This window comes from Pedobacter puniceum (assembly GCF_009674685.1).
GTDB classification, from domain to species: domain Bacteria; phylum Bacteroidota; class Bacteroidia; order Sphingobacteriales; family Sphingobacteriaceae; genus Pseudopedobacter; species Pseudopedobacter puniceum.
Genome location: NZ_WKJI01000001.1, coordinates 156,407 through 173,252 on the forward strand (window position 1 = coordinate 156,407; position 16,846 = coordinate 173,252).

General features: G+C 35.0%; 16 protein-coding genes. 12 read left to right on the plus strand and 4 right to left on the minus strand.

The genetic code is table 11. The features are described 5' to 3' along the window. Positions 1-38 precede the first annotated feature (38 nt). The 3 genes from GJJ64_RS00800 to GJJ64_RS00810 form a co-directional block, all read right to left on the minus strand. Complete coding sequence (locus GJJ64_RS00800; RefSeq protein ID WP_026904572.1) at positions 39-1,061, minus strand: rod shape-determining protein; 1,023 nt, start codon at positions 1,059-1,061, stop codon at positions 39-41. Between the two features lie 404 nt (positions 1,062-1,465). Beyond that, entirely contained in the window at positions 1,466-2,995 is a 1,530-nt protein-coding gene (purH, locus tag GJJ64_RS00805) for a bifunctional phosphoribosylaminoimidazolecarboxamide formyltransferase/IMP cyclohydrolase (RefSeq protein WP_154285889.1), read from the minus strand. A gap of 91 nt (positions 2,996-3,086) precedes the next feature. Next, positions 3,087-3,455 (minus strand): DUF4174 domain-containing protein, encoded by a 369-nt coding sequence (locus tag GJJ64_RS00810; RefSeq protein ID WP_154285890.1) that lies wholly within the window; start codon positions 3,453-3,455, stop codon positions 3,087-3,089. 164 nt (positions 3,456-3,619) lie between these two features. Between GJJ64_RS00810 and GJJ64_RS00815 the strand changes: the two genes are divergently transcribed. Genes GJJ64_RS00815 through GJJ64_RS00825 form a run of 3 tightly spaced genes read left to right on the plus strand, consistent with a single transcriptional unit; the run spans position 3,620 to position 6,030 of the window. Continuing rightward, complete coding sequence (locus GJJ64_RS00815) at positions 3,620-4,273, plus strand: DedA family protein (protein ID WP_317162886.1); 654 nt, start codon at positions 3,620-3,622, stop codon at positions 4,271-4,273. A gap of 32 nt (positions 4,274-4,305) precedes the next feature. Further along, positions 4,306-5,553: a cation:proton antiporter gene (locus GJJ64_RS00820; protein WP_154285891.1), complete on the plus strand. Its 1,248-nt coding sequence runs from the start codon at positions 4,306-4,308 to the stop codon at positions 5,551-5,553. Positions 5,554-5,607: 54 nt separating this feature from the next. Further along, on the plus strand, positions 5,608-6,030 hold the full coding sequence (locus GJJ64_RS00825; RefSeq protein WP_154285892.1) for a Fur family transcriptional regulator: 423 nt from the start codon (positions 5,608-5,610) through the stop codon (positions 6,028-6,030). On the opposite strand, the gene GJJ64_RS00830 is transcribed toward GJJ64_RS00825, so the two are convergent. Then, complete coding sequence (locus GJJ64_RS00830; protein WP_154285893.1) at positions 6,027-6,365, minus strand: four-helix bundle copper-binding protein; 339 nt, start codon at positions 6,363-6,365, stop codon at positions 6,027-6,029. The genes GJJ64_RS00825 and GJJ64_RS00830 overlap by 4 nt on opposite strands. A 104-nt stretch (positions 6,366-6,469) precedes the next feature. Here GJJ64_RS00830 and GJJ64_RS00835 point away from each other — a divergent pair, with 104 nt between their 5' ends. From GJJ64_RS00835 to GJJ64_RS00875, 9 genes are all read left to right on the plus strand, one after another. Then, entirely contained in the window at positions 6,470-6,853 is a 384-nt protein-coding gene (locus GJJ64_RS00835; RefSeq protein WP_154285894.1) for an HYC_CC_PP family protein, read from the plus strand. A gap of 159 nt (positions 6,854-7,012) precedes the next feature. After that, entirely contained in the window at positions 7,013-7,267 is a 255-nt protein-coding gene (locus GJJ64_RS00840; RefSeq protein WP_195759196.1) for a heavy metal-binding domain-containing protein, read from the plus strand. A 5-nt stretch (positions 7,268-7,272) separates the two neighbouring features. After that, positions 7,273-8,556, plus strand: a complete 1,284-nt coding sequence (locus GJJ64_RS16975) for an efflux RND transporter permease subunit (protein WP_154285896.1) — start codon at positions 7,273-7,275, stop codon at positions 8,554-8,556. Beyond that, the gene (locus tag GJJ64_RS16980; protein ID WP_154285897.1) at positions 8,553-10,505 is read left to right on the plus strand and encodes an efflux RND transporter permease subunit; all 1,953 of its coding nucleotides are present in this window, start codon (positions 8,553-8,555) and stop codon (positions 10,503-10,505) included. The genes GJJ64_RS16975 and GJJ64_RS16980 overlap by 4 nt, the downstream gene beginning before the upstream one ends. Before the next feature lie 11 nt (positions 10,506-10,516). Next, on the plus strand, positions 10,517-11,767 hold the full coding sequence (locus tag GJJ64_RS00855) for a TolC family protein (RefSeq protein WP_154285898.1): 1,251 nt from the start codon (positions 10,517-10,519) through the stop codon (positions 11,765-11,767). A gap of 12 nt (positions 11,768-11,779) precedes the next feature. Next, a complete protein-coding gene (locus GJJ64_RS00860; protein ID WP_154285899.1) occupies positions 11,780-13,024 on the plus strand; it encodes an efflux RND transporter periplasmic adaptor subunit in 1,245 nt (414 codons plus the stop codon). Between the two features lies 1 nt (position 13,025). Beyond that, positions 13,026-14,198 (plus strand): efflux RND transporter periplasmic adaptor subunit, encoded by a 1,173-nt coding sequence (locus tag GJJ64_RS00865; RefSeq protein WP_154285900.1) that lies wholly within the window; start codon positions 13,026-13,028, stop codon positions 14,196-14,198. Between the two features lie 266 nt (positions 14,199-14,464). After that, on the plus strand, positions 14,465-15,292 hold the full coding sequence (locus tag GJJ64_RS00870; RefSeq protein ID WP_154285901.1) for a hypothetical protein: 828 nt from the start codon (positions 14,465-14,467) through the stop codon (positions 15,290-15,292). A gap of 28 nt (positions 15,293-15,320) precedes the next feature. Continuing rightward, complete coding sequence (locus tag GJJ64_RS00875) at positions 15,321-16,769, plus strand: T9SS type A sorting domain-containing protein (protein ID WP_195759197.1); 1,449 nt, start codon at positions 15,321-15,323, stop codon at positions 16,767-16,769. Positions 16,770-16,846: the final 77 nt, after the last annotated feature.

Genomic DNA, 16,846 nt, shown 5'->3' on the forward strand with positions numbered 1-16,846 from the left:
CCTATCTAAAATCGTAAATCTGAAATCGTATGTTTTGACTATTGCATTAAGAACTTAAAGTTCTGGATATTTTTTAGAGAAATGCCTGTACCTCTAACAACTGCTCTCAATGGATCATCAGCTACGTGAACAGGTAATTTAGTTTTTGAGCTGATACGTTTGTCTAAACCTCTTAGTAAAGCACCACCACCTGTTAAATAAATACCTGTTTGGTAAATATCAGCAGAAAGTTCTGGAGGTGTAATCTCTAAAGCTTTTAAAATAGCTTCCTCTATTTTAGAGATGGATTTATCTAGACAATGTGCAATTTCTGTGTAAGAAACTGTGATTTGTTTAGGTACACCCGTCATTAAATCTCTACCTTGAACTGCAAAATCAGCAGGTGGGTCTTGTAGCTCTGGTAGGGCAGAACCTACTTCAATTTTAATTCTTTCTGCAGTACGTTCACCAATCATAATGTTGTGTTGGCGGCGAATATAATTTACAATATCAGAGTCGAAATTGTCTCCAGCTGTACGGATAGATTGATCACAAACAATACCTGAAAGTGCAATAACTGCAATTTCTGTAGTACCGCCGCCAATATCAATAATCATATTACCCATTGGTTCTTCTACATCTATACCAATACCAACAGCAGCAGCCATAGGTTCGTGAATAAGATAAACCTCTTTAGCACCTGCAATTTCTGCAGAGTCTCTTACAGCTCTTTTCTCAACTTCAGTAATACCTGAAGGGATACAAATGACCATTCTTAAAGATGGGAAAAACCAGCCTTTACCACCATTAATCATTTTTATCATTCCTCTAATCATGTGTTCAGCTGCGTTAAAATCAGCAATTACACCGTCTTTAAGCGGACGAACAGTTTTGATGTTTTCGTGAGTTTTACCTTCCATTTGCATGGCTTGTCTGCCTATGGCGATAACTTTATTGGTAGTTCTATCAAAAGCAACTATAGATGGCTCATCTACAACTACTTTGTCATTATGTATAATTAGCGTGTTAGCAGTACCTAAATCGATTGCTATTTCCTGTGTAAACCAGTTGAATAAACCCATTTATTGTTTTAATATAAAGATGCAAAGGTGCAAAAAAAATAGTATTAATAATAAGTCTAATTTGACTATTTTATTGTAAACGACCTAAATTTTTTTTGCGTACATTTTGTAATGGTTGATGAATGGTTATTTGTAGTTTTTAAGAATGGTAATGGTGTAGCAGCCAGTCTTAGGTGTTTTTTTCTTAAAAAGTTCTCAGAAATCATCGATACAATCGAAAATCCATTTTAAGCACTCGTTACAAACGAGCTTAAAGAGTTTTTTACTACTATTTAGGCTCTTTTTAATTTTGAATTTTTAATTTTGAATTTTTACTTTCCACCCTCTTTCGATAAAAAAAATCTTCTAAAATAAAAAAAGCCATCCTTTAACAGATAGCTTTCTTCTTATGAAAGGATTAATCATTAATGCTTGAAATGGCGAACTCCGGTAGTTACCATGGCGATACCTTTTTCATTAGCTTTATCTATAGAATCTTGATCTTTAATAGAACCTCCAGGTTGTAAAACTGCAGTAATACCAGCTTCAGCAGCTAGTTCAACACAGTCAGGGAAAGGGAAAAAAGCATCTGATGCCATAACAGCGCCTTGTAAAGAAAAGCCAAAGCTTTCGGCTTTAATAACAGCTTGTTTCAAAGAGTCTACCCTAGAAGTTTGCCCCACACCACTAGCAATTAATGTGTTGTTTTTAGCAAAAACAATAGTATTAGATTTAGTATGTTTTACTACTTTATTAGCGAAGAAAAGGTCTTTTAATTCTTGCGCTGTTGGTTTTTGTGTAGTAACGGCAGTCATTAGCTCAGGGCCTTCAACCGTATTATCTTTGTCTTGCTCTATAACTCCGTTTAATAAAGTTTTAAATAGTTTTCCAGGTAAGGCAACATCTTTTCTGCGTAAGATGATTCTGTTTTTCTTACTTGTTAAAACCTGTTCTGCAGCAGCAGAATAAGCTGGTGCTATTAAAACCTCGAAGAATAATTTGTTGATTTCTAAAGCTGTAGCTTCATCAACCTCGCCATTACAAATCAATACACCACCAAAAGCAGAAACTGGGTCGCAGGCTAAAGCATCATTCCATGCCTCTAGTAAATTTGGTCTGCTAGCAACACCGCAAGCATTGGTATGTTTTAAGATGGCAAAAGTAGGTTCTGTAAACTCATCAATTAAAGCTACAGCAGCATCAACATCTACCAAGTTATTATAAGAAAGCTCTTTACCATTTAATTTATCAAACATAGCATCCAAATCGCCATAGAAGTAACCTTTTTGGTGAGGGTTTTCTCCATAACGTAAAACAGTTGCCTTTTGCTCACTTTGTTTAAATACAGTTAACGCATCGTCACCTTGGTTAAACCAGTTGAAAATTGCGCTGTCATAATGAGAAGAAACATTAAAAGCATTTCTTGCAAAAGCCTTACGTTGTTCTAAGCTAGTTTCTCCATTTTGTGCTTCTAAGATGTTATTTAGTGTAGTATAGTCATCTTTAGATGCGATGATGACAACATCTTTATGGTTTTTTGCAGCAGCTCTGATTAAGGAAATACCACCGATGTCTATTTTCTCAATAATATCTTGCTCTGGAGCACCAGATTTCACAGTTTCCTCGAAAGGATATAAATCAACAATTACTAAATCTATCTCTGGGATTTCGTATTGAGCAATTTGCTCTTGATCGCCACTGTGCGCTCTTCTGGTTAAAATACCTCCAAACACTTTTGGATGCAAAGTTTTAACTCTACCACCTAATATAGAAGGGTAAGAAGTTAGGTCTTCTACCGGGATAACATCCACACCTAAGTTCTTGATAAAGGTTTCTGTACCTCCGGTAGAGTAAATGTTTACTCCTAATTTTTGTAATTGTAAAATTACCGGTTCTAAATTGTCTTTATAAAAAACTGAAATTAAGGCGTTTTTGATTTTTACTGGGTGGTTCATGAATTTAAATTTTTGAAGGCGCAAAGATAGAAAAATCAATAAGTTTTAGGAAGTAAAATTCAATATTGATGAACGATGAAATAAAGCTATTTTATTTACCCATTTCTGCTCTACGCATAGGCATCACATCAATGATTTTATAAAGCGTATTTAGACTGGTTAATTGGTAAGAGCGGTATTTCTCTCCACCATCTTTGCCTACAAGAATAAGGGTAAAAGTATTGGGTTTTGTGATGAGCCTGAGTTTATCTTTTGGTAAGCCTTCATCAAAAAAATAAGTACTCAATTTAATGTCTCTCTCTGCTAAACCTTTTTCATCTGCTTTTAATACTTGTAATTGATTGATATACTTTGGGTCTTCCTTATGGGATGCTAATAAAATTATTTCTCTATAATCTCTAAATTGAAGAGGATAGTAACCGAGGCTAAGAGCAACAATAAGTAAGTTTAGAATATACATCCTTTTGTTTATGAGAGTGTTGTAGAAATAACATCCACAAGTGTGAATTGTTTATATAACATCGGTAAATAAAACAATCTTAAAAATTACAATTCTATTTCATTAGGTAATTAGGTGTATACCTTTATTTAGTTATTTTTGCCGCTTATTTTAGTAAGAGAGCTGTGGAATTTATCTTATACGTATTCGATTTTATCATTAATATAGACAAGCATTTAAGTGAGATTATCGCTAATTATCAGTTCTGGACTTACCTTATTTTATTCATTATCATTTTTGCTGAAACAGGTTTTGTAGTGACGCCTTTTTTACCAGGCGACCCCTTGTTGTTTGCCGCAGGGGCTTTAATTGCTGGTGGCGGAACCGGATTGAATATTTACCTGTTAGCATTATTACTCATTATAGCAGCTATAGCGGGTAATCAGGTGAATTATTTTTTAGGTAATTACTTTGGTCCTAAGGTATTTAAGCCAGAAAACAGGATTTTAAAATATAGCTATTATGAAAAAACACAAGTTTTTTTTCTAAAGCATGGCGGTAAATCTGTGGTATTTAGCAGGTTTTTTCCGGTATTAAGAACATTTGTACCTTTTGTAGCAGGTGTTATAAAAATGCCAATAAGCAAATTCTCTTACTATAATGTTACCGGAGCTTTAATCTGGATTATTGGATTTTTGTTTCTAGGCTATCTTTTTGGAAATTTAGATTTTGTAAAAAACAATTTCAGTTGGGTGATTTTAATAATCAGTTTATTTACCACTTTACCACCTATTATAGGGGCTATATACGCTAAAAAATCAGATAATAAGGCTGCATAATTAGGCTGGTACTAATTTTGACCATCTCAGGCATGGATAAATACCTGATGATGTTAATAGTGATAGGGGCTGCGGCTTTTATCATGACTTTTATGCCCGCCATCACAACAAAAACTAAAATTTCATATTCTCTTTATTTTTTAGTTTTTGGAGTTATTATTTACTATTTCTGGCCACAATATTTACCCTTTACCAATCCCAAAATTTATCCTGATATAAGTTTACACCTTTCAGAAATGGTTGTTATCATTTCTTTAATGGGTACAGGTATAAAAATAGATAGGCCTTTCAATCTCAAAAACTGGGCTTCCCCCTTGCGCTTGGTTACCATTGCTATGTTGCTTTGTATGCTTGGAGTAACTTTTTTGGCATATTATGTTTTAAATTTTGATTTAGCTTCCGCAATTTTACTAGCCGCTGTTTTAGCACCAACAGACCCTGTTTTGGCTTCAGATGTACAGGTTGGTCCGCCTAATGAGGAATATAAATCAGAAACTAAATTTGCTTTAACAGCAGAAGCAGGTTTAAATGATGGCTTGGCTTTCCCTTTTACCTGGTTAGCCGTTACGGTAGCTTTCATGCAGATAGGAGAGAAAGATAATTTAATAGAATGGTTTTATTTTATGCTTATATATAAAATTTTGGCAGGTATTGCCATAGGGTATTTAGCGGGTAAGTTTACCGGATATTTAATTTTTAACTTAAGTAAGCGTTTTAAATTTTTAAAAACGCAAGATGGTTTTTTAGCCTTGGCACTTACACTGTTGGTTTATGGTATTACAGAAGCTTTTCATGCTTATGGCTTTGTGGCTGTTTTTATAAGTGCCATAACATTTAGACATTCAGAAAAAAAAGATGATTATCATGATCATTTACACAGTTTTATAGACCAAACAGAACGGGTATTAATTGCCATTGTACTCTTATTATTAGGCGGTTCTTTGGTTCAACAAGGTTTACAATACCTTAGCTGGGAGATAGCTATTTGTATCCTTGCCTTTTTATTCCTCATTAGGCCGCTTTCAGCTTATATAAGTTTATATAACATGAAATTTCATGTAAAAGAGAAAACGGCTATTAGTTTTTTAGGTATCAGAGGAATAGGCTCTATATTTTATTTGTCTTTTGCCCTCAAAGAAGCAGATTTTAGCTTTGAAAATCAAATATGGTCAGCCGTGTTTTTTACCATCTTACTATCCATTGTAGTGCATGGTTTTACCGCCCCGCATATTATCAATCATCTTGGAGAAAATATTAAAAAAGAAAAAGTACCCGAATAATTTAAACCCTTTATTTTAATTTCAGATATTTGAAATCAAAATTCACAACTGGATATGGCCAACAGCTTCATAAAGCTTCTAGAAGAGAACGATTTAAAGAAAACCCAACCTCGCATAAGCGTATTAAAGGTTTTAACTTCTCGTGAGATGGCTACTTCGCAGCCAGATTTAGAGGCCATATTAGGTAAAGAAATAGATCGCGTTACGCTATACAGAACACTTAAAACTTTTGAAGACAAAGGTATCATCCACAAAGTAATTGATAATAAAGGTACAGCTAATTATGCCATGTGCTCACACCAGTGTAATGCAAAGGAACACCATCATGATCATTTGCATTTTAACTGTACCCAGTGCAATCATTTATATTGTTTAGATGAGTGTATTTTACCTCAAATTACAGTGCCAAGTGGATATCAAGTAGAAAATCTGCAATTGATAGCCACTGGTATTTGTGCTAAGTGCAAACAAGGCTAAGCAGCCATTTTTTCACATTCATCAGCACAAATTCGACAAGCTTCAGCACAAATGCGGCAATGCTCCATCCCCATTGCTGCGTGTTTTTCACATTCTTGAGCGCAGTTATCACAAGCATCGGCACAGATATTACAGATAATAGTGCTGTAAGAGCTGTTTAGGCTCATCAACTCTGCTGCCGACCGGCAAATAGCCGCACACTCTAAATCTGTTTGTATACAATTTCCCATCATATCTACATCTTCTTCTTTTAAGCATGAAGTAGCACATTGGTTGCAAGCAACAGCACAAGCCAAGCAGGCTTCTATGCATTTTCTATATTTTTCTGGTGTCATAGTTAAATGTTTTGGGTATGATGTATCAGCTATTGTGCCAAATGTGATACGGTAATGATAAAGCCATTTTGTTTTTTTGAAAAATATTACCGTAACTTTGAGGCGTGAAAAAACTATTTACGCTTACGCTGATATTTCTTTACTCGCTTTCTGTTTTAGGAGTAGCGGTAAATAAATTTTATTGCTGTGGCGAGCTAGAATCTGTTACTTTCACAACCTCGGAGAAATACTTAAAAGCCAGTAAGGCCAGTAAAGATGCTGGTTGCTGCCAAAATGAAGTAGAAACATTTAAAGTTAAAGACAGTCACTTATCAAGCTCTGCAAAATTTTTAGAGGCTAAAATTTTCGCTACGCTTTTATCACCAATCCCTGTATTTGATTTTAAAGTTGTAAACACTCAAGAAGTGGTATTGGCTTATCAAAGTCATGCACCCCCATTAGGAGCTGTATCTCCCATCTATCTACAAAACTGCAATTTCAGAATCTGATCTTTCTTCCCTTTTGCTTTACACTTATGGAGGCTATTTATTTTATAGTCTTCAAGTAAGTTTTGGTTTATTACCAATTTAAGCATATCCCCAACTTATACAATTCAATTTTTTGTTTACCAATAATATCCCTGTAAAGGGTTGATTTTAAATTTTTTAATGATGAAAAAGATAGCTTTAATTTTAATGATTTTAGGTGTTATGGTTGTAACTGCATGTAGCAATAATACTAAAAGTAATGATGCTGCCGCAGATAAAAACACTGTTTATACTTGCCCAATGGATCCAGAAGTAATTGCTAATGAGCCTGGTACATGTCCAAAATGTAAAATGGATTTAGTAGCTCAGGCTGATGTAGAAACTGATACCACACATATGCATACCGATACTACTCATCATAACCATAATCACTAAAAAAGATGATACCAGCAATTATAGATTTTTCTTTAAAAAACAGGCTCTTCGTTTTACTGATAACGGCAGGTTTGTTTGGCTGGGGGATATATGCTGTACAAGAAAATCCGATAGATGCCATCCCTGATTTATCAGAAAATCAGGTGATTGTATTTACCGAATGGATGGGTAGAAGTCCGCAAGTAATAGAAGACCAAATTACCTATCCTCTGGTAAGTAATTTACAAGGTATTCCTCAGGTTAAAGATGTTAGAGCAAGTTCTATGTTTGGGATGAGCTTTGTTTACATCATTTTTGATGATAAAACGGATATTTATTGGGCTCGTACTCGGGTATTAGAGCGATTAAACTATGCACAGCGATTATTACCAGAAGGAGTTAGCCCAACACTAGGCCCTGATGGAACAGGTGTTGGTCATATATTTTGGTATACACTAGATGCCGGTAAAATGGACCTTGGCGAGCAACGGGCACTACAAGATTGGTATATCAAACTGGCTTTACAAACCGTACCTGGTGTTGCAGAAGTAGCCTCTTTTGGTGGTTTCGAGAAGCAATACCAATTGGTGATAGACCCCTTAAAATTACAGTTCTACAACCTTTCTTTAATGGATGTGATGAATAAGGTAAAGGCAAATAATAATGATGTTGGAGGGAGGAAGTTCGAGATGAGCGATATGGCTTACATCATTAGAGGTTTAGGTTATGTAAAGAATAAGCAGGATTTAGAGAACATCGCTATAGCCAATAACAAAGGTATCCCTGTAAGGGTAAAAGACATTGGTACAGTGCAAATGGGAGGCGATTTAAGACTCGGTATTTTTGATGAAAATGGCGAGGGCGAAGCTGTTGGAGGTATTGTGGTGATGCGTTATGGAGAAAATGCCGATAAAGTTATTGCTGCTGTTAAAACCAAAATGGAAGAAGTAGAAAGGGGTTTGCCAAAGGGTGTGAAGTTTAATATTGCCTATGATAGAAGTTCTTTAATAGAAGCGGCTATTTATACCATCAAAGTAAAATTGTTAGAAGAAATTATAGTGGTGTGTATTATCGTTATTATTTTCTTGATGCATTGGAGAAGTGCTTTAAGTATTATTCTACAAATACCGGTAACTATCGCTCTTAGCTTTTTATTACTTAATGCTTTTGGTATTTCATCTAACATCATGTCTTTAACAGGTATTGCTTTGGCTATTGGTGTTATTGTGGATAATGGAATCATCATGTCTGAAAACGCTTATCGCCGATTGTCTGAATGGCAAAACAATCCAAAACATCAAAAATCATGATAAGATTCATCAAAAATATATTCAATAAGAAAAAGGAAGATTTAGGTTACACGCCTATTCCTGAAGCTACCCGCTTGCAAATTATTGCCGATGCTTGTAAGCAAGTATCAAGAGGGGTGTTTTTTTCTACCGTTATCATCATCGCATCTTTTTTGCCCGTTTTTCTATTAACAGGACAAGAAGGGAAACTATTTGGCCCCTTAGCCTATACCAAAACTTTCATTTTAGTGATAGATGCTATTTTGGTGCTCACTTTAGCGCCGGTACTCATCTCTTATTTTATGAAAGGTAGGTTCAGAAGCGAAAATGAAAACCCGGTTAACAGGAAGTTAGAAGCTTGGTACGAACCCTTGATTACCAAGTGTATACACTGGCGAAAAACTACACTAGGTGTTAATATTCTGGCTTTATTAATTAGTGTGCCGATGTTATGGAGCTTAGGTAGAGAGTTTATGCCTCCGCTAGATGAAGGCTCTATTTTATTTATGCCTGTAACGCTACCTGATGTTTCTAATGGCGAAGCCAAACGTATCCTACAAGTTCAGGATAAGATTATCAAATCTGTGCCAGAGGTTAGCTATGTTTTAGGAAAAGCCGGAAGAGCCGAAACAGCAACAGATAATTCGCCTATCAGTATGATAGAAACGATTATCCTACTTAAACCTAAACACGAATGGCGTTCTGGTATTACCAAAGATGATATCATCAACGAGTTGAATACGAAGTTGCAAATACCCGGAGTTACTAACGGTTGGACGCAGCCTATCATCAACCGTATCAATATGCTTTCTACAGGTATCAGAACAGATGTAGGTGTAAAAGTTTACGGTCAAAATTTAGATACTATTGATGCTTTCTCTCAAAAAATACGTAGCTATTTGCAAGGTATAGAAGGGGTTAAAGATTTATACGTTGAGCCTATTACTGGTGGTAAATATATTGATATAACCATTAAAAGGGATGAAATAAGCAGATACAATTTAAGTGTGGATGATGTAAATACCGTAGTTGAAAGTGCTTTGGGTGGTATGCAATTAACAACTACTATTGAAGGCCGACAAAGATTTTCTGTAAATGCCCGTTATGGCCAAGATTTTAGAGATAACTTGCAAGATTTAAAACGTTTGCAAGTACAAACCATGGATTTTGGTCCAATTCCTTTAGAAGCTGTAGCTGATATTGGGATTTCTGAAGGCCCACCCATGATTAATTCAGAAAATGCTTTACTACGCGGGACTGTTTTATTTAATGTAAGAGATAGAGATTTAGCAGGTACGGTAGAAGAAGCTCGCGAGAAGCTAGATGTCATGATAGGGCAATTACCTAAAGGTTATTTTATAGAATGGAGTGGGCAGTATGAAAACCTTATCCGTAGCGAGCGTACCATGAAATTGATTATTCCTATCGTGTTAATCATCATCTTTTTATGTATGTATTTCGCTTTCCACTCGGTAAGAGAAGCGTTTTTTAGCTTGATATCTATTCCATTTGCCCTTATTGGTGGTGCTTTTATGGTTTATTTTTGGGGTGTTAATCTTTCTGTGGCGGTGGCCGTAGGTTTTATAGCACTTTTTGGTTTAGCAGTAGAAACAGGTATTGTGATGGTAATTTATCTGAATGATGCCATGCAGCAATTGGTTGCACTAAAAGGAAACTCTAGAGAAACCATTACCAAAGAAGATTTAAGAACTTACGTGATAGCTGGCGCAGCAAAACGCTTAAGACCAAAGCTCATGACCGTTTGCGTTTCTCTGTTTGGTTTAATCCCCATCCTATGGAGCACTGGTGTAGGTAGCGATGTGATGATTCCTATTGTGCTACCTATGGTCGGTGGGGTGTTAACATCATCAACACATATATTATTAGTTACACCATTAATATTTCTGATGACTAAAGAGTACGAGTTGAAGAAGTATGGTAAAATAGAAGTTTTAGATGCTAAACACTAGATTTTAATAAGATGAAAACAAGATTAATGATGCTAGTGCTGCTTTTACAGGTGATTGTTGTAAAAGCACAAGAAAAGTTAGACTTAGCAACTATTTTGAAGCAGATAGAGCAGCAAAACCCACAGTTGAAGATGTACGATGCCGAAATCAAATCTATGGATGAGATGGCAAAAGGCGCTAAAGATTGGGAAAGTCCGCAGTTAGGAACCGGCTTATGGATGGTGCCTTACAATACTTCTATGTGGAGAAGAGGAATGGATGGAAGCACAGGAATGGGCCAATATGCCATCAGTTTAGAGCAAATGTTTCCTAATAAAAGTAACCTTAACGCCAATGCAAAACTGATGGAAACAGCATCTTCTGTAGAGCTAGAAAACAAAAAAGGTGTTGCTTTTAATTTGTTTAGCTTGGCAAAGCAAAACTTTGTGGAGTGGAAATTAGCAAAAGAAAAAGCTAAGGTTCTGGAGCAAAATCAGCAATTGCTAAGCTTTATGATTAGGAGTACCGAAATCAGATATAAAAATGGTTTAGAAAAGTTAAATACTTATTATAAAGCAAAAGCCGCTTTGGCCAATATAGAAAATATGCAGTTGATGTTGCAGAACGATATCAAGCAGAATAGAATTATGCTGAACACCTTAATGAACCGCAATAAGCTATCTAATTTTGATATCGATACGGTTTATCCTCAAAAGCAATATCAATCATCCCTTTATGATAGCACAACCTTAGCCAACCATAGAAGTGATATCAAAGCTATAGAGCAAAGTATTGTATTGAATGGTTTAGAGCAAGCCGTAGAGAAAAGTATGTTGAAGCCCGAGTTTGGTGTACGCTACGAACATATGTTTGGTTTTGGCGGCATGCCTATGCAATATTCTTTAATGGGGATGATTAAAATACCTGTGGCTTGGTCTACCAAATCTGAAAGGGCAAATATTGAAGGTTTAAAATGGCGCTCTGAGGCTTTAAGGCAAGAAAAAGATATGCTTTTAAGTGAGATAAGAGGAAGAGCTTTTGGAAAAGTAAACGATTTGCAAACCAAAGAAAAACAGCTTAAACTTTTTGAACAGCAAATAATTCCTGCTTTAAAGAAAAACTACCAAAGTTTACAACTGGCTTATGAGCAAAATACAGCAGAACTATTTATGTTGTTTGATGCCTGGGAAAGCTTAAACATGACTCAGCTTAACTATATCGATTTGCAAAAGGAGTACCTCATGATGCAAATAGAGTTAGATAGGATTTTAGAGTTAAAATAAACCATTAAACATATGAAAGATTTTAAAATGGTGAATTTAAAAGATAAAAAAGGTGTTTATGTGTTGATGATTTTGCTTTTAGCATTTTTTTCTTCTTGTGAATTTTTTGCAGATAAAAAAGCACATGAACATACCACGCAATATACTTGCCCTATGCATCCAGAAATTATTGAGGATGAATTTGGAAGTTGCCCAATTTGCAAAATGGATTTGGTGCCTAAACTTACCGAGGCAGAGCAGGTAAAAGATGTAAGTTTAGAAAGCTTATTACAGCCTACCAATAATTTGGTAGTTTCTAAAATAGGCTTAACTAAAATCAGCGAAAGTGAAGAAGAAATAACTATTGATGCTTTAGGCTTTACAGCTTATAATGATAATTATACAGGTACCGTAGCAGCAAGATTTGGCGGTAGAATTGAGAAAATGTATTTGAAATATAATTATCAAGATGTAAATAATGGGCAAAAAGTACTAGAACTTTACAGTCCGGAGATGCTTACCGCACAAGAAGAACTACTATTCTTAGTGAAAAATGATGCCGGAAATGATATCTTAATTCAAGCTGCTAAACAAAAATTACAGCTATTAGGTGTATCTGCACAGCAAATTAATCAAATCATTAAAACAAAGAAAAGCAATTTTACATTGCCGGTTTATAGTTCTTATACAGGGCATATCCATGATGTTAATGAGGAAGAGCAAGGTATGCAGCTTAATATGAATACCACTCAGCTACAGCTTAGAGAGGGTATGTATGTTAATAAAGGAGATATACTTTTTAAGGTTTATAATCCAGAGCATTTATGGGTGTTGGTTGATGTTTATACGCATCAGCAAAAGATGGTGAAAGTAGGTTCGCAAGTAAGCCTCACGGTAGAAACACATCCTGATAAGGAAATCCAAGCTAAGATAAATTTTATTGAGCCCTTTTTTAGAGAAGGAGCTAAAACTATCAAAGCGAGGATAAATATCGATAACCCTAATCAACATTTACCTGTAGGAGCGCAGGTGAAGGCTAAAATTAAAGCAGAAACTTTATCTGGTAATTGGTTGCCAGAAAGTGCTGTGATTAGTTTAGGGCTACATGAGGTTGTAATGTTGAAAACAGCCGCTGGTTTTAAAGTGCATCAAGTGGAAACTGGTTATCGTGGGAATGCTAAAGTTCAGGTTTTAAAAGGCTTAAGTGCTAAGGATGAGGTAGCAGTAAATGCTCAATATTTAATAGATAGTGAAAGTTTTATCGCAATTAAACCATAAGATGAAAATATTAAAATTGATTTCGCTAGCTGTTTTGCTTGTGGTAAATGCCTGTAGTGGCGATAAAAAAACTACAGCAGACAGCAATACTTATTATACCTGCTCTATGCATCCGCAGATTATGGAGCCAGAACCTGGTACTTGTGCCATTTGTAAAATGGATTTAATTGCAGTACAAAAGAATTCAAGTAAGAAAGTGAACGAGTTGATGTTGAGCGACCAACAAATTCAGTTGGGAAATATCCAAACCGATACTGTTAAAGCTGGTGGCGTTAATGCAGAGTTTACAGTTACTGCAACTTTAAGTACCGACGAAAATTTACAAGAAGCAATAAGTGCCAGAGTTGGAGGTAGGATAGAACGTTTGTATGTTAAGAATATGGGCGATTTTGTTTCTGCTGGATCTAAATTAATGGATATTTATAGTGAAGAGTTAAATAGTGCTAAACAAGAATATCTGGCAGCTTTAGAGAAGCAACAAGAGTTTAAAAATGGCTTGATAGATTATGGTCGTTTGTTGCAAAGCGCAAAGCAAAAACTAGTACTATGGGGGATGACAGAGCAACAGATTAAAACCTTGGCCCAACAAAAGAAGATAGATAAGTTTACTTCTTTTTATAGTAAAAAATCAGGCTACATTACAGAGCTTATGGTAACAGAGGGAGATTATGTAATGGAAGGCTCTTTGATTTTGAAACTAGCAGATTTATCTAATTTATGGGCAGAAGCTCAATTATATTCATCACAATTAGCACAAGTTAATTTACAACAAGCAGTAAAAGTGAATATTCCTGATTTTCCTGAAAAAGAAATTATAGGTCGTGTTGATTTTCAAAACCCAGAAATTAGTGCCAGTAGCAGGGTGAATTTGATTAGGATTAATGTAGCTAACAAAGATTTGCAACTGAAACCAGGAATGCTAGCTTATGTAAAGTTCAAAGGGAAAGCATCAGCAAATATATCAGTACCTATAAAAGCTGTGATAAGAAACGGTAAAACAAATGTAGTTTGGTTAAAAACCGGAAAAAACACTTATACCCAAAAAGAAGTAATTACCGGAGTAGAAAACAATAGTCAGATTGAAATTAAAGAAGGCCTAGAAATAGGCGATTTGCTAGTTACCTCTGGTGCTTATTTATTAAACAGCGAATTAGAATTTAAACAAGGGAGTTAGCTTAGGCTAACTCTTTTGCTTTTATATCTATCTCTTTTATCCTATCTTCTTAAATAGGATTCGTATTTATGATTCTTTAATTGGTAAGTTCTTGATGATAAAGATGTTAAAATGAGCTAATCCTTTGCTAAGATGACTGATTTTTTTCGAGATAATATGTCTCATATTTGAGAAAAGCCGAACCAAATTACATTTCATTTCTCCTAAATTAAGACACTCTTGATATGTGTTTGATGGCTGTTATTAGCAAACCAATTAATCATTATATGAAATCAATTTTTACTACAGTTTTAGCCTTGATGTTAGGTTTAACATTGAAAGCACAACCCTGGAGCTACAACTTTGGCAGTCAGAAAGGTGTTTTTAATGCTACGGCAGTATCAACATCTTCAAAAAGTAATCTATTAAAACCTGAATCTGGTGGAGTAGCCCGTTTTAGGTACATAGATAGTATAGGTTACGGAGAATATGTTCAAAATGCTGGTGGCTCTGCCCTAAGAATTAATGGGTCAGCAATAGGCGCTGGCACCAAGTTTTCAATCTATGATTTCCCAGGAACTAATGTTCTAGATTTAAGTTTCAAGCTGAGATTTGAGTCTGGTACAAGCGGTAATTTTTTTATTGGAATTGGAAATCATATGGCGGAGGGATCATTCTTTTCTAATAATAGCAATGTAAATCAAGAAAAGGATAAAGTATTTACTGGTTTTAGGTTTGATTTGAAAGCAAGCCCCATAAACCATTCAGTACGTTACTTAGAAGGTACATCCTATTTGGGTGTTAATGCTAAGTTGAATCCAGTTCTAGCATTAGAAAATGGTAAAGATTATCAGGTACAAATATTATGTAATAATAGCTCTAATACCACCACTTATAAGAAAAATGGTTCAAGCTATACCATAGAGCCACAAAAATATCATGTATGGATAAATGGTACGCAAATTTTGAAGGCAGCTACTGATGGTAATTTCGGAGCTTACCAAGCAAGCTCTAAAGAAGTAGTCTTAAATGCTTTTGGTTTATTCTTTAACAATGCAAAAGATAAAGCAGCTGTTATTGTTGATGATTTTATTTATAGTAATAAACTTCCTTGATTATAAACTTACATTTAAACTCAATTTTATGAAGAAAATTTTACTTTTTATTTTATTGCTAGGTTTTTTAGCTAGTGCTCATGCACAGCCATGGACTTATGATTTTGGTACTGCTACGGGTACTACTACGGCAACCATTACATCCAATACCACAAACTCTTTTCTACCAAGACCCAATCCTAGTGATAATAATACTACTACTTTTATTGCAAGATTAAGGCATGTGGCAAACCCATTGGGATATTTTGAAATGGTGAACTCTGGGGCAAGTTTTATTTCAGGATCTGCTTTACGAACTTACAGTGCAGGCAGTGGTTCTGGAACTAAATTTAGTATTTACGGAATTCCATCTCAGTCTCGCTATTTTGATTTAGCATTTGATTTCCAAGTTATATCTGGTGCAACTGGAAACTTTTTCGTTTGCGTTGGTGCAGATGGCGTTGCACCTTCATTAGTGGATAATTTTTTTAGTGACAATTCAAATACTGATATTGCTGATACTATTTTTACTTATGTTAGATTAAATTTTGCCTCACCCAATCATTCTTTAAGAGTTTCTAATTATCCTTCAGGTGGTGGAGCTATAGCACAAACTACTTTAAGTACCAGCTTAAACCCTAGCATAAGTGCTATTAATAATAGTACAGTCGGTAGACTAAGATTATTGTGTAATGCTTCTAATAATAGTGTTCAATATACTATTGCTAACACTAATTATACCATTGCTCCTCGTTCTTACCATATTTGGTTTGGTAATAATCAGCTACTTTTAGCTGCTGATAATCCAAACTTTGGTCAAACCAATCCTGATTTTCCTGCTCTAAATAGGTTAAATGCTTTTGCAATTTTTAGTAATGGTACTACAGATAATGCTAATTTTATTATAGATAATTTCGCTTATAACAATACCTTACCTAGTTTAGTAGTATTACCAGTATCCTTAACATCATTTACTGCTAGAAAAAGCAATAATCAAATACAATTAGCTTGGTCTACTGCTTCAGAAAGTAATAACTCGCATTTTGAGATAGAGCGTTCTGTAAACGGAACCGATTTTGTTAAAATTGGTGAGAGAAAAGGAGCAGGTAATAGTTCTTCTGTCTTAAACTACAGTTTTATTGATAACAATCCTGCAAGTGGCACTAACTACTACCGTTTAAAACAAGTAGATTTTGACGGTAAGTTTGAGTACTCTGATATTCAAGCAGCTTCTTTAGCTTCTACCGAAGAATTAGCACTTAAATATTTAGGTGGTCAAGATACTCATCAGGTTAAGTTTGAAATAAATACTCAGAAAAATACTAATGGTTCTTTAATCATTTATGATTTATCTGGCAGAAGAGTAGCTAAACAAGATTTGCTGCTTAAAGAGGGTTCAAATCTTGTGCCTTTATCTATGCTGAACTTAAACTCGGGGGTATATTTCGCTGCTTGCCAAGTAGATGGTAAAGTTGTAACCCAAAAATTTGTAAAATAAAATCCATAATAGTTAGTGTATACAAGGCCTTTGTAGAAATGCAAAGGCCTTTATTACTAAAATTTAAATTAAAATTT